Source organism: Hymenobacter seoulensis (genome assembly GCF_054780535.1).
On the sequence record NZ_BAAGWD010000002.1, the window covers coordinates 1,230,559 to 1,252,990 of the forward strand.

Below are 22,432 nucleotides of genomic sequence, written 5' to 3' on the forward strand. Positions count from 1 at the left end.
CTTGACTACTGGGCTACAGCTTCCGATTGTTTAACTTTCTGCTGGTTCATTTCGCCTTTACGACGACGCGTGCCATAAGCTACAGCATGCTTGTCCAATACAGTGGTGAGGAAACGGATAACCCGCTCGTCACGACGGAACGCAAGCTCCAGCGTGTCTACGACGTTACCTTCGCCGGTGAACTCCACAAGGAAGTAATACCCGGTGTTTTTTTTCTGAATCGGATACGCCAATTTCTTGAGGCCCCAGGATTCAGTGTTGATGATGTCGGCGCTATTTTCCTTAAGCACCTGAGAGAACTTCTCGACCGTCTCTTGCACTTGGCCCTCGTTTAGAACGGGGGTCAGAATGAAGACCGTCTCGTAATTTCTTACTGCCATTACGACGGGGTGAATGATGTGTGAAAAACTAAATGAGGGGCAAAGATAGCAGTATTTATGGCAAGAGCTACCTCTTGTATGTACTTTAATTACTATAAAGTGGCAGGCTAATAATTTGAGTGTCAATTCCCAAACCTTCTCTACTAATAGGAGTTAGCAAACTAAGGGGGATAAGACGGTGAGCACCGCACTCAGCGCGCTAAAGCACTGACAAGTGTACTAGCAGGAATAAGTGTAGTTGAGTTGTGGTTCTTAGAATGATTCTAAGCTAGCTAGCAAGGGCGAAAATTAGCCAAGGCTGGTTTGTTCTCTGGGTTTCCCGACCTACATTTGTGGCCTTGAAGCACCCCCGAGTTTCTTTTTTCCAGTCAAACTGTGCTATGAATAGCATCCGACTTCGTCCCCTTTCCCGTCTCTTTCTCGCTCTGTTTCTGACCGTTGCTTCCCTGGGTGATACCCTTGGGCAGGCAGTTGGTTCAGCTCCAGCTGTGAGCAAAGAAGGCGTGGCCCCCGGCGCTACTGATGGCGCAACTCCTGCTACGGCAACCGCTCCGGCGGCCGGTGGCGGCGATGCAGCGGCTATTGCCGCCGGCGATGCCCTATTTAAAGGCAATTGCGCTCAGTGCCATGCTGTCAACGATGTGATAGTAGGTCCGGCTTTAGCTGGTATCACCAAGCGCCGCCCCATGTCCTGGATTATTCCATGGATCAAGAATTCCAGCAAAATGGTTGCCGCTGGCGACGAGTATGCTGTGAAGATCTACAATCAGTATCAGAAACAGCAGATGCCAAGCTTCCAGCTGTCTGATCAGGAAATCACATCTATTGTAGCATGGGTAACTTCGCAAGAAGGTAATGCTAGCCCAGCTAACGGCAATGCGGCCGGAACTGGCATTAAGCCAGCCGATGGCAGCGAAACACCTGGCGTTGCTGGTGCTGAAGCAGGCGATGGTAAGTACATGAACGTGCTGCTTATCGTGCTGGTAGTAGTACTGATTGTGCTAGTAGTGACGCTGGTTATCATTGCCAACATCATGAAGGATGTCCTTCGCGGCCGCAAAGACCTTGATGGTCGCGACCGGGAAGTATTAGAGCAGCGCTTCGATTTCTCTAAAATCTACAAGTCGACGGCTGTTCGCGCGATCGTGGGGGTAGTATTTGTGCTAGCTGTATTGTATGAGACAATCCAAGGTGCAATGGGTGTTGGTCTGACCCAAGGGTATCAGCCTACCCAGCCCATCGCTTTCTCACACAAGCTGCACGCTGGCGAGCATCAGATCAACTGCGCCTACTGCCATACCTCGGTGTACAAGAGCAAGTCGGCTAACATCCCCTCGGCTAACATCTGTATGAACTGCCACTCGCAGATCAAAACGGAGTCCCCTGAAATCAAGAAAATCTACCGTGCTATCGAGCGCAAGCAGCCAATTCAGTGGGTGCGTATCCACAATCTGCCTGACTTGTCGTACTTCAACCACTCGCAGCACACCCAAGTAGGTGGCCTCGAGTGCCAGACGTGCCACGGCCCGATCCAGAATATGGAGGTAGTATATCAGTACTCGCCGCTCACAATGGGCTGGTGCATCAACTGTCACCGCGAAACTCCTCTCAATACGAAGGGTAACGCGTACTACGACAACCTGGTGAAGCTCCACGACAAAGACAATAACGCTGCACCATTCACGGTGTCGTCGAATGGTGGTACGGAGTGCTCGAAGTGCCACTACTAAACTGATAGACGCTCAGAAATCTCAGGCCGTGGTCATCTTGTCACGGCCTGAGGTCTCTAGGTTCAGATCAACCTTTAAAACAGCCTACTTGGAGACTTTAAGGACACATACCCCCAAGTCCCTAAGCCAACAAGACCCTAAGTCCCAAAAACACGATGCAAGAGTCGCCTAAGTACTGGAAGGGAATTGAGGAATTAGAGAACTCACCGGAGTTTGTGAAGAATGCACTCACTGAGTTTGCAGACTTCATGCCAGTGAAGGACTCGCATGGCAGTTCCGATAGCACGGTTGCGCCGCGTCGCGACTTCCTCAAGCTGATGGGCTTCGGCCTTGCTGCTGCAACCCTCGCCAGCTGCGAAACCCCTATTAGAAAAGCAATTCCCTACCTCAATAAGCCTGAAGAGGTTGATCCGGGTATTGCCAATTTTTACGCTTCTAGCTTTTTCAATGGCCAGGACTACAATAGTATCCTGGTAAAGACTCGCGAGGGTCGTCCAATTAAGCTTGAGGGTAACCCTGAGTCGCCTGTTACGCGTGGTGGTTTGTCGGCCCGGGCGCAAGCTTCGGTGTTGAGCCTCTATGATGGCGGCCGTCTGCAGCACTTTGCTAAGAAAGGCGCTAAGATTGATAAGGATCAGCTGGACCAAGAGGTTCGCAATGCCCTTGCTGGTGCTGGTCGTATTGCCATCGTATCACCTACGATCATCAGCCCTTCTACTAAGAAGGTAATTGCTGAGTTTGCTGGGCGCTTTGCTGGTACTGAGCACGTAATGTATGATGTGAACTCAGTATCTGGTTTGCTCCGTGCAAACGGTGGCGTTCTACCTTCTTACGACTTCAGCAAAGCGAACATTATTGTGAGCTTTGCCGCTGATTTCCTCGGAACGTGGATTTCACCGGTAGAGCATGCTGCTCAGTACGTAGCCAACCGCAAGGTTTCGAGCGAAAAGCGTGCTATGTCGCGTCACTATCAGTTTGAGTCTAACTTCTCCCTGACTGGTGCTAACGCTGACATTCGGGTGCCATTGAAGCCCTCCGAAATGGGAGAGGCAGTTCTGGCCCTGTATAATGAAGTAGTTGGTGGTGGTAGCGCGTCAAGCTACAAGAATGCTCGCTTGTCTAAGGCAGCCGCTGATTTGAAAAGCGCAGGAGCTGCTGGCTTGGTAGTTTCCGGTTCAAATGATCCGGCTGTTCAGGCACTGGTAGCTGCCATCAACCAACGGTTAGGTTCTACAGCAGTTGATGTTGCCAATCCATCTTTGGTGCGGCAAGGCGATGATGCTCGCATGAACCGCCTAGTGAGTGACATTATCAGTGGTCAGGTAGGTGCTGTAATATTCTACCATGCTAACCCTGTTTTTGATCACCCTAAAGGTGCCGAGCTAGCTGCGGCCTTGAAAGGTGGCAAGGTAAAAACCACTATTTCGCTGAATGATCGTCTCGACGAGACCGGCGAATTGTGCACGTACGCCGTGCCTGACCATAACTTCCTTGAGTCTTGGAATGATTATGAGCCTAAGCGTGGCTTCTTGAGCCTTGCTCAACCTGTAATCACTCCATTGTTCGCCACTCGTCAGGCTCAGGATTCTCTGCTGGCCTGGGCAGGAAACCCTACTACCTATTACAACTATCTGCGCACGCAGTGGAAAGCAGTACTAGGTGGTGATTTTAACAAAGCTTGGGACAAGGCAGTACACGATGGTGTTACTACGGGTACTGCTTCGCCGGCTACGGTGGCTCAGACGGGCGCTGCACTTGACGTTAACAATGCCATTGCGGCCATTAAGTCGGCCCCAAAGCCATCAGGCGTAGAGTTGGTCATCTACGAAAAAGTAGGCATCGGCAACGGAGCCAACATTTTCGCTAACAACCCTTGGCTACACGAACTGCCAGACCCAGTATCTAAAGCAACTTGGGGCAACTACGTAGCCGTGCCACGCAGCATGGCAGTAGAGCAAAAGTGGGAGCAGGGAGACGTTGTCAAGGTAACTGCTAACGGTAAATCCGTTGAACTGCCAGTCCTGATTCAACCAGGTCAGGCTGCTGGTACTATTGGTATCGCTCTTGGCTATGGTCGTACAAAGGCTGGCCGTGTTGGAAACGAAGTAGGTGCCAATGTGTTACCGCTGGCTCAGATGCGTAACGACGCGCTGGTATATACCAACGCAGTACAGATCACAAGCACTGACGCGAAGTCTCCAATTGCTCAGACCCAGACGCACCACACCATTATGGACCGCAAGTCGGTGGTGCAGGAGTCTACGCTGGCTCAGTATATCAAGAACCCGAAGGAGGTAACGGAATACGAGAAGATTTCTACGCCGGAAGGACTGGAAAAACCTAATAAGGTATCTCTGTGGCAGGATTACGAGTATAAGAATCACCACTGGGGTATGGCCATTGACCTCAACTCGTGCATCGGCTGCGGCTCATGCGTGATTGGGTGTCAGGTAGAAAACAATATTGCAGTAGTAGGAAAGCAGGAGGTACTGAACCGTCGGGAAATGCACTGGATGCGTATTGACCGGTACTATGGTTCAGATCACCACAAGGACGAGTTTGAAGAAGCTGGCAAACTTAGCACATATGCAGCTATGGAAGACCCTTCGGAGAACCCGCAGGTGATTTTCCAGCCAATGATGTGCCAGCACTGCAACCACGCTCCTTGCGAAACGGTATGCCCCGTATTGGCTACCACACACAGCTCGGAAGGTCTCAACCAGATGACCTACAACCGTTGCGTTGGTACCCGCTATTGCGCAAACAACTGCCCATATAAAGTGCGCCGCTTCAACTGGTTCTCTTACTACTCTAACGAGAAATTTGAGAATGTAAACGGTCACATGTTCACGGACCTCGGCCGCATGGTGCTTAACCCTGACGTTACGGTACGGGCCCGTGGTGTGATGGAGAAGTGCTCACTCTGTGTGCAGCGTATTCAGCTCGGTAAGCTGGAAGCTAAAAAGCAGAAGCGTCGTCCGAAAGATGGCGAAGTTGTTTCAGCCTGCGCCCAGTCCTGTCCAACCCAAGCCATCGTGTTTGGCGACATGCGTGATCCTAGCTCTCGCATTTCGCAGATCCTGCGTCGCGAAGACGGAGAGCGTGCCTTCCACGTGCTGGATTCGATCAACGTACAGCCGAACATTACTTATCTGACGAAAATCCGCAACTCGGAAGCGTCGGAGTTCAACGCCTAGCAACAGAGCTAAGGGGAAGGGCAGGAGTGCCCACCGCATTATTGCCCTTCCCCGATTCACTCCTTTAAGTTCATAAACTATGCAGCACGTATCGCCTGTACGGGAGCCGCTCGTTACCGGGGGGAAAACGTACCACGACGTCACCCAGGACGTGTGTCGCCAGGTAGAAGCCGCGCCGAACATTCGGTGGATGGCCGCCCTGAGCGTCGCCCTTGTTCTTCTCGGCGTTTTCTTTTACTCAGTATACCGTACCCTATGGTATGGTATTGGGGAGTGGGGTCTGAATAAAACAGTAGGCTGGGCCTGGGACATTACCAACTTCGTATGGTGGGTAGGTATCGGTCACGCTGGTACTCTTATTTCAGCAGTGCTTCTGCTGTTTCGTCAGAAGTGGCGGACCTCTATCAACCGCGCTGCAGAGGCAATGACCATCTTTGCTGTAATCTGCGCCGCTATGTTCCCGGTGTTGCACATGGGTCGTCCATGGCTGGCATATTGGGTATTCCCTCTACAGAACACCTTTGGTTCGCTATGGGTAAACTTCAACTCTCCTCTGTTGTGGGATGTGTTTGCCATCTCGACTTACTTTTCTGTGTCGCTGGTATTCTGGTATACTGGTCTTGTTCCTGATTTTGCTACCATCCGTGACCGCGCCAAAGGTCCAATTGCTAAAGTGGCTTACTCGCTACTTAGCTTCGGATGGAAAGGTTCGGCCAAGCATTGGTCGCGCTATGAGACGGTTTCTCTGATTCTAGCTGGTGTATCTACGCCCCTAGTACTTTCGGTACATACCATTGTATCGATGGACTTTGCTACTTCGGTAGTTCCAGGTTGGCACACTACCATCTTCCCTCCTTATTTCGTTGCTGGTGCGATCTTCTCCGGCTTCGCAATGGTACTTACCCTGATGCTTATCACACGGGTGGTATTCAAGTTAGAAGACTACATCACCATTGAGCACATTGCCCTCATGAACAAAATCATGATGGTTACCGGCTCTATTGTAGGTGTTGCTTATATCACAGAGTTCTTTATTGCATGGTACTCTCAGGTTGAGTTCGAGCAGTACGCTTTCATCAACCGTGCTACTGGTCCTTACTGGTGGGCATACTGGTCGATGATGACCTGCAACGTAATCACGCCACAGCTGGTATGGATTCGTCGGGTGCGTTACAGCATTCCGCTTACGTTCATCCTCTCGATCATTGTAAACATCGGTATGTGGTTTGAGCGTTTCGTAATTATCGTAACTTCATTGCACCGCGACTACCTGCCTTCTAGCTGGGTAATGTTCTCGCCTACCATTATCGATATCGGTATTTATGTAGGTACCATTGGTCTGTTCTTCACTCTATTCTTGTTGTTTGCCAAGTTCTTCCCAGTGATCAACATGGCAGAAGTGAAGTCAGTACTGAAATACACGGTAGATAATGGCCCTACTTATACTGGCCATGATCCTCACCACGCTCCTCAGCCTGCTACCACCCACGGAGTTCCAGCCTCGGCCTCTGTAAACTACGATAAGCATGACTAAGCGCTTCGCCCTCGGCATCTTCGACGACGAAGACGTGCTGCTGCACGCCGTTGAAAACGTCCGCGAAGCGGGCGTTAAGATCTACGAAGTATTCACGCCGTTCCCAATCCACGGTATCGACGATGCCCTAGGTATCGAACGGTCGCGCCTCCCGATTGCAGCGTTTTTCTTTGGCCTTACTGGCCTAAGCTTCGCGCTCTGGATGCAGATCTATATGCTGGGTTTTGACTGGCCGATGATTATTGGTGGTAAGCCACACATTGCTTTACCTGCATTCATCCCGGTTGCGTTCGAGCTAACAGTGCTCTTCTGCTGCCATGGTATGGTCATCACATTCTATACCATCAGTAAGCTCTATCCTCGCTGGAAAACACCAGTTCTTGATGTACGCTCCACAGACGACAAGTTTGTGATGGCCATTGAGGTAAACGAAAGCACCGACATGACCAAGCTTACTCAGTTGCTGCGTAACAATGGCGCTTCGGAGGTGAACCAAAAAGAAATGTCTAAGTTCTAATGACGCACTCGCTGAAAATAACTCTGCAAGCGTCGGCGGTTCTGCTGGCATCGGTGTTCACCACCGCCTGCAACCGAGCCGATGACCCTGGTTTGGAGTATGCTCCTGAGATGTACCACTCCATCCCATATGAGCCGCTAAAGCAGGAAAGCTCTAATAAGGTGAACCCAATGGGTTTGAACATGCGTGTTCCAGCTATTGGAACCGTGCCCAGAGGCAAGGCTAACTACTTTACGCACATTGGTAAGGATGATATCGCTACGGCCGAAACCAGCCTGCGTAATCCTTACACGTACACTAAAGCAGCACTTGAAGAAGGCAAGACGCTTTATGCACGTAACTGCCAGCATTGCCACGGTGAAGCTGGTGCCGGTGATGGTCCGGTAGGTGCTAAGTTCAAAGGTGTTCCTAATTACTCTGTTGGGGCATACAAGACCATGAACGATGGCCATATATACCATGTGATTCAGTGGGGCAAGGGCCGCATGATGCCACATGGTTCGCAGGTTAATCCCGAAGAGCGGTGGAAGATTGCTATGTATGTGCGCATGCTTCAGCAAGGTAAGGGCCCTGATGGAATGACTGATTTTCTGAAGGCTAGCGGCGCATCAAATGCCGTAGTTGCAGACTCATCTCAGACTACAGACACCCAGAACCAGAAACCAGTACGCGAGGCGCAAGCTGACAAAGCATCTGAAACTCCTGGTCAAGGTGACAAGGCTCGTAACGGCACGGCAATTTAATCTGCTCCTATGGCAACTCTGACGCATCAAGAAAGCGTTACGGCTGAATACCTGGAGGTTTCGCCGAACGCTAGAAAAAAATTCATTACCATCATCGTTGCTGGTGTTGTAGTGCTAGCCATTGGTCTGCTTATGGCAGCATTTGGTGTCGGTGCTGAGCACCACGAAGGTGCAGCCGCAGCTCATGGCACTGGCCATGGTGCCGGAGCTGCTGAAGGGCATCACGGAAGTCCTACCTGGCTGAAGCGACTGATTGTAAGCCTATGGCATAATAACGTCTTCTTTACCGGAGTGTCTGCTATTGGTACTGTTTTCATGGCTATCCAATATGTAGCATATGCTGGCTGGTCAGTTCTGATCAAGCGTATTAATGAGGCACTAAGTGCTTGGTTAATTCCCGGTTTGGTAATCATGGTAGCAGTTTTCCTGGTAAGCTTGATCAATAATGATCTTTTTCACTGGACTCTGCCAGGTATCATGGAAAAAGGCAATGCCAATTATGATGCTATCATAGCTGGTAAATCAGGCTTCCTGAACATTCCCTTCTACCTGATTCGGATGGTTCTGTTCTTGGGTTTGTGGGCGTTCTTCACCAAGCGACTTCGTGATCTATCATTGGCCGAAGACCTGAACGGTGGCACGGAGTACTTCCATAAAAGCATCAACGTTTCGGCAATGTTCTTGGTAGTTTATGCCGTTACATCATCGATTGCTGCATGGGACTGGGTAATGTCAGTCGATACGCACTGGTTCTCTACCATGTTTGGATGGTATGTATTTGCCTCGTGGTGGGTATCAGGTATTGCTGCTGTGACCTTGTGTACTATCCTTTTGAAACAGGCTGGCTACCTTCCCTTTGTAAAAGAAGGTCACTTGCATGACTTGGGTAAGTTCATGTTCGGTTTCAGTATCTTCTGGACTTATGTATGGTTCTCGCAGTTCATGCTGATCTGGTATGCCAACCTACCAGAAGAGTCGGTTTACTTTAACCAGCGTCTAGGAGGCTTCGGTGGACGCTATACTTGGCTGTTCTTTGGCAACCTGTTAATCAACTTTGTATTCCCCTTCTTGGTGTTGATGACACGTGATGCTAAGCGTCAAATGATCATGATGAAAATCGTGAGCATTGCCATCTTGGTTGGCCACTGGTCAGACTTCTATCTAATGCTGATGCCCGGAACAATGAAGGCCGACAACGGGTTTATAATTGAAATCGGGACTGCGCTTATTTTCTTGGGAGCGTTCCTGATTTTGATGACCAAGCGTTTGTCGCAAGCCTCTTTGGTTCCGGTTCACCATCCGTTCTTAGACGAGAGCGTTCACCACACTACCTAAATTTTAGTAGCTAGAAGTCAGAAGCCACTACGTAAGAACTCTTACTACGCTTCTGGCTTCTGGCTTCTAGCATCTAACTTCCTCTACAGTATGACTGCTCTTGGTATTCTTCTGGTGCTGGCGTTGCTACTGGTCGTATTCGGCCTGTTGTTCCGCCTCCAGATTCTGACCTCTATCTTCTCGGGTAGCTCTTCCCGAGAAGTAGGCATCAGCAACCGTGTCAACGCCATCTTGTTCGTAATATTTCTAGTTGTTGGCGGCGCTGCTTTTGCATGGTCGTTCATGGACAACTATGATAAGATGAACCCACCCATTGCTTCGGTTCATGGCCATGCCACTGAGCGGATGTTCTGGACCACCATGATTATCCTGGGTATTGTATTTACTCTGACTCAGGTGCTGCTATTTGTGTATTCTTACAAGTATCAGCATAAAGAGGGCCGTCGGGCATTCTTTTTTCCTCACAACAACAAAATTGAAGTTATCTGGACTTTGATTCCTGCCATTGTAATGGCTGGACTTGTGTTTGCTGGTTGGAAAGAGTGGTCTCGAATCACGGGCCCTGCCCCTAAAGACGCTATTGTGGTGGAAGTAATGGGCAAGCAGTTCAATTGGCTTGTGCGCTACCCCGGTCGTGACCAGAAACTAGGGTTGGTTAACTACCGCCTCATTGATGCTACGAATGAATTTGGCTTCGACCTGAGTGACCAGAATGGCATTGATGATTTTGTGGCTCCGGAGATACACGTACCCAAAGGGCACCCCGTGTTACTGAAGATCCGTTCGCGTGATGTATTGCACGCAGTATATATGCCTCATTTCCGTGTGCAGATGTACGCAGTGCCGGGCATGCCTACCAAGTTTTGGTTTACTCCTACCAAGACTACCGACGAAATGCGTGCTCAGACAGGTAATCCTAAATTTACCTATGAGCTAGCCTGTAACCAAATTTGCGGCCGTGGTCACTTCGCAATGAAGCTGAACATTGTGGTGGATGAACCAGATGACTATGTAGCTTGGTTTGGTCAGCAAAAGTCTTTCTCTGAGCAAAACCCAGAAGTATTAGCTTCTTTCAAACAGAAGTCGGAGAAACTGGTTGAGAATGGAGCTGCTGCCGTAGTTCCTACTGCCGCAAAGGCTTCGCTCTAATCTAATTTAATTGCACGCTTCTACTATGGCTGCTAATTTTTCCAATCAAGCGCAAGTGCAAGGTGGTATCGGGGCAACCGAGCCCGGTATTTCGCACGATGAGCACGCGCATCACGACGAGCACCACGAGCAGAGCTTTCTGCAGAAGTACGTCTTCAGCACTGACCACAAAGTAATTGCCAAGCAGTTCCTGATTACAGGCATTATCTGGGCAATCATTGGTGGTACGCTGTCGAGCCTATTTCGTTTGCAGCTGGGCTGGCCCGAATCTACTTTCGAGTGGTTGTCGCCTTTCCTAGGTAAGTGGATTGAAGCTGGTAAGCTTAATCCCGAGTTCTACCTAGCATTGGTTACGATGCACGGCACCATCATGGTGTTCTTCGTACTGACGGCTGGTTTGTCCGGAACGTTTTCCAACTTCCTGATCCCTCTACAGATTGGTGCCCGTGATATGGCATCAGGCTTCATGAACATGCTCTCTTACTGGTTCTTCTTTGCCTCCAGTGTTGTCATGTTTATCTCTCTGTTCATTGAAACCGGCCCTGCTTCTGCTGGCTGGACAATTTATCCTCCGCTGAGCGCCTTGCCTCAGGCTATTCCCGGTTCGGGAGCTGGTCAGACGTTGTGGCTAGTATCAATGGCACTGTTCATTGTTTCGCAGCTGCTGGGTGGTGTTAATTACATCACGACGGTTATTAACCTTCGTACCCAGGGCATGAGCATGAGCAAACTGCCGCTTACCATCTGGTCGTTTTTCCTGACTGCTATCCTGGGCTTGTTGTCGTTCCCGGTACTTTTCTCAGCTGCACTGCTGCTGATATTTGACCGTTCATTCGGCACCTCCTTCTTCCTATCCGATATCTACATTGCAGGTCAGGCCTTGCCAAACACAGGTGGTTCGCCGATCTTGTTCCAGCACTTGTTCTGGTTCCTAGGTCACCCTGAAGTGTACATCGTTATCATGCCTGCAATGGGTATGGTATCTGAGATTCTAGCCACTAATGCTCGTAAGCCTATTTTTGGCTACCGTGCTATGATTGGCTCACTCCTCGGTATTTCGCTGCTTTCCTTCATTGTATGGGCTCACCACATGTTCGTAACGGGTATGAATCCGTTCTTGGGCTCGGTGTTTATGTTCCTAACATTGATTATTGCAGTGCCTTCGGCTGTGAAGACCTTCAACTGGCTTGCTACACTGTGGCGTGGTAACATCCGCTTCACGTCGGCTATGTTGTTCTCGATCGGTTTTGTGTCTTTGTTCATTGCTGGTGGTCTTACTGGTATTGTACTAGGTAACGCAGCACTGGATATCCAAATGCACAACACTTATTTCGTGGTAGCTCACTTCCACTTGGTAATGGGCTCTTCGGCTTTCTTCGGTCTATTTGCTGGTGTTTACCACTGGTTCCCGAAGATGTTCGGCCGTATGCTGGACGAGAAGCTGGGTTACATTCACTTCTGGCTGACTTTCTTAGGTGTATATCTGGTGTTCCTGCCAATGCACTATGTAGGTATTGCCGGTTTCCCCCGTCGCTACTACGCTTGGACTGGCTTTGATACATTCAGCCAATTTGCTGATCTGAACAAATTCATTTCAGCTGCGGCAATCATTGCTTTCTTCGCTCAGTTCGTCTTCATTTTCAACTTCTTCTACAGCATTTTCCGCGGCCGTCGTGCTACCGAGAACCCTTGGAACTCGACGACGCTGGAGTGGACTACGCCGGTAGTACCTGGTCACGGCAACTGGCCTGGTGCTATTCCAGCTGTTCACCGCTGGCCTTACGACTACAGCAAGCCCGGTGCAGCTGAGGACTTTATTCCCCAGCACGTACCATACTCGCAAACTCAGGCTTCCAACCTGCCCTATGAGAAAGAGATGGAGTAGTAGCCGCTAGGCTCTTATAATATGAAAAGGGCTGCTGTACTAACGGCGGCCCTTTTTCATTTCCTATACAGAGAAATCCAGCTTCGGCGCAGCCGGCCCGGATTTCTCTTTTCTTTTTAAGCAAACTGCCTCTCAAGTGGTTTGTAATATGATCACCCTTGCATAGTCACATTGAGCATGGTAGTTCCTGCGTTTGTACGTCGCTTTCGGTTTGTTGGAATTTTAACGGTGGTAGCCGTCTATGTATTGATTTTGGTGGGCGGTATTGTACGGAGCTCGGGCTCTGGTATGGGCTGCCCCGACTGGCCCAAATGTTTCGGTACTTGGGTGCCGCCAACTCATATCAGCCAGTTACCAACCAATTACAAGGAAATCTATACTGCTCAACGGGTAGAGAAAAACAAAAAACTAGCTACTAAACTAGAGCAGTTAGGGTTCCATCAAGTGGCAGGAGACATATTTTCGCATCCTACGCAGTACATCGAGACCGATTTCAACCCTGTCAAAACCTGGATTGAGTACATAAACCGGCTAGTAGGAGCACTGATAGGGGTGTTTGTATTTCTCACCCTAGTGTTTTCCTTGCCTTACTGGAAGCTTGACCGAGCAGTCTTCTGGTTGGCATTTGGTTCGTTTATCCTGACGGGAGTACAAGGCTGGCTAGGCTCGTTAGTAGTATCAACCAATCTGTTGCCCATCATGGTCACAATCCATATGGGACTGGCTCTGCTTATTGTGGCCATGCTCTTGTATGCAGTTGATCGATCACAATATGCTAGTAATGAGGTTCAGGAGCGAGTGCACAGTGTGCCTGGACTGACTGCTTGGTTATGGGTGGCTATAGTGCTGACGTTTGGTCAAATCGTACTAGGCACTCAGGTGCGGGAGCAGATTGATTTGGTGGCTTCTGCGGCCAATTACCTTAACCGAGCTGAATGGGTGGAGCAGTTGGGAAGTTCTTTCCGGTTTCATCGTACGTTTTCAGCTTTATTGCTGCTCATTAACGTGTACTTAGCCTATCGGCTATACCAGCTCGCTTCACGGCAGTTACACTACCTAGCAACGGCCATATTAGGCTTAATAGGGGGGGAGATACTGGCTGGCATTGTCCTGGCATACTTTTCATTTCCGGCTGCAGCACAGCCAATTCATCTCACATTGGCTACTATGCTCTTTGGAGCACAGTTTTTAGCATTGGTAGCCTATCAGCGTGCCACGAAGTTGCAGCAGCAGGTGGCTACTACGGCCGTTGTTGCGTAACTTTGCGGCCCCATTTGGCGGACTTTTTCGCCGCGCAACCTGTTTCAGCAGTTGATGACTAAGGCTAGGGCATATTTTCAGTTAATCAAATTCCGGCTGGCGCTTACGGTGGCATTCTCTAGTGCCATCGGCTACCTGCTGGGAGCCCATGAACTGGATTTGTGGCGTGCGGTACTCGTGATGTTAGGCGGATTAGCCGTGACGGGCTCAGCCAATACCATCAATCAGATCTTCGAAATAGATCTGGATAAGTTGATGAAGCGCACCGCAAAGCGCCCTTTGCCACTGGGAATATTGAGCGTGCAAGAGGCATGGGTATTCACGATTATCCTTGGGGGATTAGGCCTTGGCCTGCTGGCATATTATTTTAATCCTCTGGCAGCGGCGCTGTCGCTGGTTTCCTTGATTCTATACGGGTTCGTGTATACCCCGCTCAAAACTATTTCTCCTATATGCGTAGCCGTAGGCGCTATACCGGGGGGGATGCCACCACTCATTGGCTGGGTTGCAGCCACTGGCTTTCTGGGAGCGGAAGGCTGGATCCTGTTCGGAATACAGTTTATGTGGCAGTTTCCACACTTCTGGGCCATTGCTTGGGTATTGGACGACGATTACAAGAAAGCCGGCTTCAAGATGCTGCCTACGCCTGGAAAAAAGGATCTGCGCACTGCTTTCCAGATCATGACCTACACGCTGGTTCTAATTCCGCTGAGCCTGTTGCCGTTCTACTTCGGCATGACGAATACCACGTATCCGATGGTGGCGGCTATTTGCGGAGTCCTATTTCTGATGCAGACCTTTTACCTCATGCGCACTGTCAGTAAAAAGGCCGCTATGAGCATCATGTTTGGTTCTTTTCTGTACCTGCCTATCGTGCAAATAGCTCTGGTGCTGGACAAAATATAAAGTAGACAAGAAGTAAAAAGTAAGCGCAGTTGACCGGGACAAACACCCTAGCAACGATGTTATAAGAGCAGCTTACTTCTTTTTTTCGTATTCCTGATTTTTCAACGATATGCATCCTTCTGAAGCATTGACCTCTAAGCAGCCCGCTACCGGCATTCATCCGTTGCGCTTTGTACTGTGGCTAATGATGGTGAGCATCACCATGATTTTTGCTGCCTACACCAGCGCATACATTGTGCGCCGTGAGGAGGGCAACTGGCTGGAGTTTGATTTGCCCTCCGGCTTCTTGATTACCACCCTACTGATTATCGCCAGCTCGGCCACTGTGCAGTGGACGTGGTTTGCGGCCCGCAAAGATGAACTTACGCAAGTGCGGTTGGGCCTTATCCTGACCCTAGTGCTGGGATTAGCCTTTTTGGTTGGCCAGTACCTAATGTGGGGGCAATTGGTAGACAATCGTATCTTTTTTGGTGGAACAGATGCCAACCCTTCTGGCTCATTTCTGTATGTATTAACTGGTGTTCACGGATTTCACCTGATTACGGGATTAATCTTTCTGCTGGTAGTTTTGCGTAAAAGCTTTAACTATCAGGTGCATTCCCGTCAGATGCTCTCTGTTGGCAACGTTACTATCTACTGGCACTTCCTAGGCGCGCTTTGGTTGTACCTGTATTTGTTCCTACTTTTGAACCATTGATTTTTGTCAACCCCCGCACGCTATGTCCACCATTTCCACGACGCAGGTAATTTCTGATTCCGCCCTGGATAAGCCGCGCACCGGCACCTGGGACGGCGGGAACGAGCCATTTAAAGCGAGCTACGGCAAGCTAATGATGTGGTTCTTCCTGTTGTCGGACGCCTTCACGTTCGCCGCCTTCCTGACTACTTACGGTCTGATCCGTCACCGCCACGAAGTTTACGGCGGCACTGCAGAGACTTTCAAGTTCTCAACCGAGTACTGGCCAATTCCGGAAAAGGTATTTGATGCCTTCCCTGGCCTGCACGGCACCCACTTGCCGCTAGGTTTTGTGGCGCTGATGACGATGATTCTCATCTTCAGCTCCGTGACAATGGTATTGGCCGTAGAAGCAGGTCACCGCTTCGACAAGAAGGACGTGCAGAAATGGCTGCTCTGGACTATCTTATTTGGTGCTACTTTCCTTAGCTGCCAGGCTTGGGAGTGGGGCCACTTCATTACGGGTACTGAAGAAGGTACTCTGATGAACGATGGTACCGTATTTCACGGTGCTAATCTGGCCATGAACCAATATGGGCCAGTGCTCTTCGCTGACCTGTTTTTCTTCATCACTGGTTTCCACGGTACCCACGTATTCTCGGGTGTTTGCCTGCTGGTTTGGGCTTTTATAGCCACTACCAATGGTACGTTTGAGAAGCGCGGACACTATGAAATGGTGGAAAAGATTGGCCTATACTGGCACTTTGTAGATTTGGTGTGGGTATTCGTCTTCACCTTCTTCTACCTCGTTTAATTGAAATCTTGAGTGATTAAAAGTTGAAATCTGGTTGGCATAGGTTGTTAGCCAGATTTCAGCTCTTATCCATTCGCCACTCAGCATTTATACTAATGGCCCAGCACGCAACTCCCCATAACGGTCCAGCCGGCGAGATTCCAAAGCCCAATACTGCTTGGATCTGGAAAACCTTCTGGATTATATCGGCCATCACGGCCCTGGAATTCGTTATTGCCTACGTTATGCCGGCAAGCACCATGCGTAATTCCATCTTCATCATCCTGACCATCTTCAAGGCCTTTTTCATTGTGGCCGAGTTCATGCACTTGAAGCATGAAACCAAAGGCCTGATCTGGACCATCTTGATTCCGATGGCACTGCTGATTTGGTTGCTGGTAGCCTTGATTACTGAAGGCTCTTACATCGGCGAAGCAGTTCAGAACCTGCTCCGCTAATCGTATGCGGCCCCAACAAATTTTGGTGTTGGGCCTCATCCTGCTGGTTCCGGTTCTGGCTTTTCTGTTCTTGAAAAGCTTCGGCACAAACCGTTACGCGCTGCCAACTTTCCTGCCCGACCGAGTGGACTCCACCCAGGTTGACGGAAAGTGGCAGCGCGATACTGTTTTCCACCAAATTGGAGACTTTCGGTTTTCGTCGCAGCTAGGAAGGGAAGTGTCAGGAACCGAACTGCGAGATAAAGGCCTGTATGTAGCCAGCTTCTTCTACACGGCGTGCCCTGGCGGCTGCCAGCGAATGAATGGCCAGCTAGTGCGAGTACAAGAGAAATTCAGGCAAGATGCGCGGGTGCGGCTGGCCTCTTTCACTATTGACCCTGCCCAAGACTCGGTGGCTGTATTGGCGCGCTATGCAGAGCAATACGGCGCAATTGCCGGCAAATGGTTTTTCCTGACCGGAGACAAATCGGCACTTTCCCGGTTAGCTAGTGAGGAGTTTAGAGTTTCCCTGCCTGCTGGTGCCAATTCAGCCCTAGGGCACAACCAGGAAGTTTTCCTGGTTGACCGCAACGGACACGTACGGGGCCGTTACGATGGCACTAAAGAGCGGGACATGAACCGCCTCATCACCGAAATTGAAGTGTTGCTTTACACCTATGAACACCCCTGATTCAGCTGCTAATCCGGCCGGCTTCACTAAATACAAAATCATAATGGCAGCGTTGGCTGCTATTATCCCCATTGCTGTTGCCATCCTGTATTTCTTTCCGGGCGTGTTCGTCATTCCGGGGGTTGATGTCAGGATGCTACCTGCTGTGAATGCGGTGTTAAACTCTTTGACGGCCGTATTCTTGGTAATCGGATATTATTTTATCCGGCGTAAAAATGTGGCGCGGCATCGGGCGATGATGGGGCTTGCGTTCTTGCTGGGGTCCTTGTTTTTGGTTTCGTACGTGGCGTATCACTCTCAGGTGCCTAGTACCAAATTTGGGGGAGAAGGCCTGATTAAGGGCGTTTACTACTTCATCCTGATTACCCATATTCTGCTGGCTGCTATTACTGTGGGCCTAGTGTTGTTTACCCTATACTACGCCCTTACGGAGCAGTTTCAGAAACACCGGCGCATTGCTCGCTGGACGTACCCCGTGTGGTTGTACGTTTCGGTGACGGGAGTAATTGTGTATTTCATGATTGCCCCGTACTATACGTAAACCCAGAGGGCGCTAAGCGAACTTCCGTGACGCATACGGTCGTTATCCTTTCAACTAAATCAGACGACATCATGAAGAAGATACTGTGTAGTGGAATGCTGGCGCTGTTGCTAGGTGTGCTGCTAAGTGCATTGCCCCTGAGTGTGCAGGCGCAATGCACTATGTGTAAAACTCAGGTGGAAGCCTCGCGCCAGGAAAAGGATGGGTACGATACGACTGGTCTTAATAAAGGCATTTTGTATCTGATGACGATTCCTTACGTACTCATCGGAACGGTAGGGTACTTTTGGTACCGTCATAGTCAGCAAAAGAAAAAAGCGTCACATGGCTAATAACAGCTCCGCCCTGTTGGGTATTTTGCAACAGCGCTGCCCGCGCTGCCATCAGGGTCCGCTGTTCACGCACTCGGCTGCTAACCTGGCGCACTTCACCGAAATGCCTGCGGCTTGTCCGGTTTGTGGGCAGGTGTACGAGCCGGAGCCCGGATTCTACTGGGGAGCTATGTACATCAGCTTTGCCTTTTCTACCGGTATCATGCTGGTTGTGGGTTTTGCGGTGTACTACCTGCTCGGCGACCCGGATACGTGGGTCTATATATCGGCCGTGGCAGTGGTGTCTTTGCTGCTCACGCCGCTAAGCTTACGGTACTCCCGCACCCTGATGCTGTACCTGTTTGGTGGGGTTCGGTATGATGAGCGCTATAGTGCGCCGCGCCCGTAAGTATCACTCGCTTTACCATAGCTAGGAAATGCCGCCTTCGGGCGGCATTTTTGTTTGGTATCAAGCTTGTACTATCCTTTTCTCACCTTCCGCTCGCCCCATTGAAATTATTGCGTCGTCCTCCGGTTCTGTTGCTGCTCCTGGCACTGCTTTGCTTCGCCGGGGCGTATATCAGCAACCGGTACAGCCAGAATCCGGAGCTAGTGCTGAAGGCCTCGGCCACGCGTCTGCAGGAATTGCTGATGGAGGCCGAACTGACGGGGGAGCGGGAATCGACGGAGGTACTGCAGCGCCTGGCTACCGGGCAAGTGAGTTTTCAGAGCCTGAGCAGCCATACGTCGTACCCGACCTTTGTTTTTAAAGGTGAGCAGATCATCTACTGGTCAGACCATAGCGTGCGGCCCGACTCGGAGCAAGCACTACAGCGCTACCACGAGCGGCTAGTGGAAACGCGCTTCGGCAAGTTTCTGGTGCTGCGCCATACAGAAGGCGCATACATCGTGCTGACTTATATCCCGCTGGAAATAAGCTACGGCATTAGCAACCGCTACCTCCGCGACGGGAACGGGCAAGGGATTTTCCAGGGGCAAAATGTGCGTCTGATTATCGAGAAAAAGAATTCTAACCGGCCACGACTGGTATCCAACGAAGGCAACTACCTTTTTTCTATTGAAAGCCTGCAGGCTGACCCTATCACGGGTAAATACCTGCCGCTGGTATTGCTGCTGCTAGGCTTCGGGTTCTACTTGGCGGGCTGGGGGGTGGTGGCACGCCAGCGGTTTAGCCAAGGCGAGGTGCTAGTAGGCGCGCTGGCGGTGGTACTGCCGCTAACGGCTTTTCGTGCCGTGCTGCTATACTTTGGATTGCCGTTTTCCTTTATCGAGCTGCGGCTTTTTGATCCTAGGGTGTATGCCGCCTCCTGGTTGTCGCCTTCCCTCGGCGACTTGCTGCTGAATGCCATTCTGCTGGTGATAATGGCGTACTATCTCCGGCTGCTGTTTCGGCGCTACGGCCTGCTGCGCATCACGCAGCAGTTGCGGCGGCTGCCGCAGCGCTTTGTAGCAGGGTCAGTAATTGTGCTGTGCTTTTATGGCTTGCTGGAGCTCCTATTCGATTTCTATACAAGTACGTTCAGCAACTCACAGCTTATTCTGGACATCACGCAGGATATCCAGGTCAGTACATTTAAGGTGCTGCTCTTGCTGGCTATTGTATTGCACACGGGCGCGTACCTGGTTGCGTTTTACCTGTTATCAAGGGTGTTCATCAGCATTGTGCGCCCTTCCAGCCGTAATGCGGCCCTGTTGCTGCTGCTTGGCACGGCCGTAGGCTTTTTGTCGGCGGGCTTGGTATGGGGACTGGTGCACTGCACGCTGCTAGGTATTGCGCTGCTGTTTTTCCTGGTATTGCGCTTTACGGGGCTGCGGTCGGCCGGCGTGGTGCTTTCGTACCAGATCTACCTGTTTATCTTTCTGATGCTGGGAGTTAGCTCAGCAGTAGGAGCACTAGCCCTGTATGAGCACTTTAACCGTCAACTGCAGCTGAACAAACAGGATCTAGCTAGCAATCTGCTGGAGGATAATGATTTGAAGGGAGAATACTTACTAGTGGAACGCGGACAGGAAATGGCCACTGACCCCGTGCTCCGGACGATGCTGGCCAGCCCGTTCGTTAACCAAGACCTGATTCGGCAAAAGGTCGTTAAGTATTACCTGCGCGACTATTTTGATAAGTATGAAGTGCGGGTCATCCTGTTTAACCCGGCGGGCCGTGGGGTAGGAGTGGGCGGCAGCTTGGAGCAAACCCGCGAGTTCCTGCTGCAAAACGCTACCCCTACTGACCACCCCAACATCTACCTCATTCGGGGCGGAAATTCCTTTAGCTCGCGGCGCTACGTGGCTTTTGTAGCCGTGCCTACTCCTGAGCTGGACCCTGAAACCGGCTCCGAAGCAAGCACCATTGTACTGGAGCTGAAGCTCAAGAAGCTCACCAATAACAGCGTGGTGCCAGAGCTGCTAGTTGATCAGAAGTACTTCCGGCCCAAGCTAGGGACGGAGCTCAGCTACGCCGGTTATGAAAATGGGCAGCTAGTGTACAGTGAAGGCGACTTTGACTACGTGAATCGGTTGCCAGCTAGCTTGTTCCGCGATTCGCGGTTTTATACCACTGGCGTGGCTCTGAACGGCTTTCACCAGCTAGCCATTCGGGGCGCAGGGCAGCCGGAGCGAGTAGTGGTGGTAACTACATCTACGTACTCCTTCTCCGACTGGCTCTCCAACTTTTCGTTTCTCTTTCTGCTGCACAGCTTCTGCTGCCTGCTGCTGATGGGCGTGTTTCTGCTGGTGCGCGGGCAATATCGAGAGCTGCTGCACACAAACTTCAGTACTAAAATTCAGCTCTTTATCAACTTTGGTATTCTGGTGCCACTTATCGTGGTGAGCATTGCCATTGCCAGCCAGGTTACCAACTCCTACAAGCGCGACCTGTTGCGCACGTACCAACGCCGGGGGCAGGCAGTGCAGGAAAGCTTGCTGAAGAACAGCAACCTGCTGACGGATTCCTCTAACCGGGCCGATCTGGTTGATTTGGCCGAAAACGTATCAGCCCTAACCGAAACCGACCTGAACCTGTACGATGCCCGCGGAGAGCTGTTGGTGAGCAGCCAGCCGCTAATTTTTGAGGCCAGCCTGCTGAGCACGCTCATGAACCCGCAGGCGGTGTCGGCGCTGACGGAGGAAGGGCAGCCGCGAATACTCCTCACGGAACAAGCCGGTACACTCTCGTTTAATGCCTTGTACTTGCCGCTGCGCGCTACCCTAGTGCAACAGGGGCGGCCGGGTCCGGTGCTGGGCTACGTTGGCATTCCCTTCTTCGACTCCGAAAAAGACCTCGATAACAAGCTTACAGAGTTGATTTCAACGATTCTGAACATCTTCACCGTGATGTTCATCCTGTTTCTGGTGCTAGCCTTCCTGGCCTCCCGCATCCTGACGGAACCACTGAAACTCATCACGGAGAAGCTAAAGCAGACGACCCTGACCGGCCAGAACGAGATGCTGGCCTATGAATCGGAGGATGAGATTGGCTTGCTTGTGCGCGAGTACAACCAGATGCTGTTGAAGCTGGAAGAAAGCAAAGAGGAGTTGGCCATTCAGGAAAAGGAAGCCGCCTGGCGCGAAATGGCCCGGCAGGTAGCTCATGAAATCAAGAATCCGCTCACGCCCATGAAGCTGAGCCTGCAGTTTCTGCAGCGCGCCATCCAGGACCAGCGGCCCAATTTGGATGAGTTGATCAACAAAGTGTCGCAGACGCTTATTACCCAAATTGACGTGCTGACGGATATTGCTACCTCCTTCAGCAATTTCACCAACCTGCCCGCCATGCGCCCCGAGCGGCTGGATGTGGCCCCCATTCTGAAGCGTTGTGTAGGGCTGCACCAAGGAAATGTGGGCGGAGGCAGCATCCGGCTGGTGGTACCCAACGATGCAGAACTGGGCCGCTACATGGTGTATGCCGATGAAAGTTTGCTAGTGCGCACCTTTAACAACCTACTCATCAATGCACTGCAAGCCATTCCGATCGGTCGTGAGCCAGAGGTGGAGGTACGCTTAGAGCCACAGGATTCAGGTAAGGTGCGGATTTGTATTCAGGACAATGGAACGGGTATTCCGGCAGACACGCGCGATAAAGTGTTCGTGCCTAACTTCACGACCAAGGAGAAAGGCTCAGGCATCGGTCTGGCCGTGGCTCGACGGGGTATTGAAAGTGCTGGCGGTAGCATCTGGTTTGAGACCGAAGAAGGGGTAGGGACTCTGTTCTGCATCGAGCTTCCTTTGGCCGGATAAGCTTGTGCGCCGCTTCCCATCATGAGGTGCTAGATAGCAGCTAGGCATGATGTGAAAGCAAACCGGCAAGCAAAATCACGGCACGAATCAGGC

At 50.9% G+C, this 22,432-nt stretch carries 19 protein-coding genes; 18 read left to right on the forward strand and 1 reads right to left on the reverse strand.

The window, feature by feature from the left end; translation table 11 throughout:
* Nucleotides 1-5: 5 nt before the first annotated feature.
* On the reverse strand, nucleotides 6-380 hold the full coding sequence (gene rpsF, locus ACYVHC_RS13085) for a 30S ribosomal protein S6 (RefSeq protein WP_460614171.1): 375 nt from the start codon (nucleotides 378-380) through the stop codon (nucleotides 6-8).
* A gap of 380 nt (nucleotides 381-760) precedes the next feature.
* Here rpsF and ACYVHC_RS13090 point away from each other — a divergent pair, with 380 nt between their 5' ends.
* The 18 genes from ACYVHC_RS13090 to ACYVHC_RS13175 all read left to right on the forward strand — a co-directional run bounded on the left by ACYVHC_RS13090 (nucleotide 761) and on the right by ACYVHC_RS13175 (nucleotide 22,339).
* Nucleotides 761-2,110 (forward strand): cytochrome c3 family protein, encoded by a 1,350-nt coding sequence (locus ACYVHC_RS13090; protein ID WP_460614172.1) that lies wholly within the window; start codon nucleotides 761-763, stop codon nucleotides 2,108-2,110.
* 155 nt (nucleotides 2,111-2,265) lie between these two features.
* A complete protein-coding gene (locus ACYVHC_RS13095; RefSeq protein ID WP_460614173.1) occupies nucleotides 2,266-5,307 on the forward strand; it encodes a Fe-S-cluster-containing hydrogenase in 3,042 nt (1,013 codons plus the stop codon).
* 79 nt (nucleotides 5,308-5,386) lie between these two features.
* Nucleotides 5,387-6,841 carry an NrfD/PsrC family molybdoenzyme membrane anchor subunit gene (gene nrfD / locus ACYVHC_RS13100; RefSeq protein WP_460614174.1) on the forward strand — a complete coding sequence of 485 codons (1,455 nt, stop codon included), beginning with the start codon at nucleotides 5,387-5,389 and terminating at the stop codon, nucleotides 6,839-6,841.
* A complete protein-coding gene (locus ACYVHC_RS13105) occupies nucleotides 6,834-7,358 on the forward strand; it encodes a DUF3341 domain-containing protein (RefSeq protein WP_460614175.1) in 525 nt (174 codons plus the stop codon). The genes nrfD and ACYVHC_RS13105 overlap by 8 nt, the downstream gene beginning before the upstream one ends.
* A complete protein-coding gene (locus tag ACYVHC_RS13110) occupies nucleotides 7,358-8,101 on the forward strand; it encodes a c-type cytochrome (protein WP_460614176.1) in 744 nt (247 codons plus the stop codon). Before ACYVHC_RS13105 ends, ACYVHC_RS13110 begins: the two co-directional genes overlap by 1 nt.
* Before the next feature lie 9 nt (nucleotides 8,102-8,110).
* A complete protein-coding gene (locus ACYVHC_RS13115) occupies nucleotides 8,111-9,436 on the forward strand; it encodes a quinol:cytochrome C oxidoreductase (RefSeq protein ID WP_460614177.1) in 1,326 nt (441 codons plus the stop codon).
* A gap of 90 nt (nucleotides 9,437-9,526) precedes the next feature.
* The gene (locus tag ACYVHC_RS13120) at nucleotides 9,527-10,585 is read left to right on the forward strand and encodes a cytochrome c oxidase subunit II (RefSeq protein WP_460614178.1); all 1,059 of its coding nucleotides are present in this window, start codon (nucleotides 9,527-9,529) and stop codon (nucleotides 10,583-10,585) included.
* Nucleotides 10,586-10,610: 25 nt separating this feature from the next.
* Nucleotides 10,611-12,470, forward strand: a complete 1,860-nt coding sequence (locus tag ACYVHC_RS13125) for a cytochrome c oxidase subunit I (protein ID WP_460614179.1) — start codon at nucleotides 10,611-10,613, stop codon at nucleotides 12,468-12,470.
* 177 nt (nucleotides 12,471-12,647) lie between these two features.
* Nucleotides 12,648-13,730, forward strand: coding sequence for a COX15/CtaA family protein (locus tag ACYVHC_RS13130; RefSeq protein WP_460614180.1), 1,083 nt, complete (start codon nucleotides 12,648-12,650; stop codon nucleotides 13,728-13,730).
* Between the two features lie 54 nt (nucleotides 13,731-13,784).
* Complete coding sequence (cyoE, locus tag ACYVHC_RS13135) at nucleotides 13,785-14,636, forward strand: protoheme IX farnesyltransferase (protein ID WP_460614181.1); 852 nt, start codon at nucleotides 13,785-13,787, stop codon at nucleotides 14,634-14,636.
* A 109-nt stretch (nucleotides 14,637-14,745) separates the two neighbouring features.
* Nucleotides 14,746-15,333, forward strand: a complete 588-nt coding sequence (locus ACYVHC_RS13140) for a cytochrome c oxidase subunit 3 (protein WP_460614182.1) — start codon at nucleotides 14,746-14,748, stop codon at nucleotides 15,331-15,333.
* A 22-nt stretch (nucleotides 15,334-15,355) separates the two neighbouring features.
* Entirely contained in the window at nucleotides 15,356-16,126 is a 771-nt protein-coding gene (locus tag ACYVHC_RS13145) for a cytochrome c oxidase subunit 3 family protein (RefSeq protein ID WP_460614183.1), read from the forward strand.
* A 95-nt stretch (nucleotides 16,127-16,221) separates the two neighbouring features.
* Nucleotides 16,222-16,563, forward strand: a complete 342-nt coding sequence (locus ACYVHC_RS13150; protein WP_460614184.1) for a cytochrome C oxidase subunit IV family protein — start codon at nucleotides 16,222-16,224, stop codon at nucleotides 16,561-16,563.
* 4 nt (nucleotides 16,564-16,567) lie between these two features.
* Complete coding sequence (locus ACYVHC_RS13155; RefSeq protein ID WP_460614185.1) at nucleotides 16,568-17,233, forward strand: SCO family protein; 666 nt, start codon at nucleotides 16,568-16,570, stop codon at nucleotides 17,231-17,233.
* Nucleotides 17,220-17,774 carry a DUF420 domain-containing protein gene (locus ACYVHC_RS13160; protein ID WP_460614186.1) on the forward strand — a complete coding sequence of 185 codons (555 nt, stop codon included), beginning with the start codon at nucleotides 17,220-17,222 and terminating at the stop codon, nucleotides 17,772-17,774. Before ACYVHC_RS13155 ends, ACYVHC_RS13160 begins: the two co-directional genes overlap by 14 nt.
* Nucleotides 17,775-17,845: 71 nt before the next feature.
* Nucleotides 17,846-18,106, forward strand: coding sequence for a hypothetical protein (locus tag ACYVHC_RS13165; RefSeq protein WP_460614187.1), 261 nt, complete (start codon nucleotides 17,846-17,848; stop codon nucleotides 18,104-18,106).
* Nucleotides 18,099-18,494 (forward strand): DUF983 domain-containing protein, encoded by a 396-nt coding sequence (locus tag ACYVHC_RS13170; protein ID WP_460614188.1) that lies wholly within the window; start codon nucleotides 18,099-18,101, stop codon nucleotides 18,492-18,494. The genes ACYVHC_RS13165 and ACYVHC_RS13170 overlap by 8 nt, the downstream gene beginning before the upstream one ends.
* A 101-nt stretch (nucleotides 18,495-18,595) precedes the next feature.
* Nucleotides 18,596-22,339, forward strand: coding sequence for a sensor histidine kinase (locus tag ACYVHC_RS13175; RefSeq protein ID WP_460614189.1), 3,744 nt, complete (start codon nucleotides 18,596-18,598; stop codon nucleotides 22,337-22,339).
* Nucleotides 22,340-22,432 lie beyond the last annotated feature (93 nt).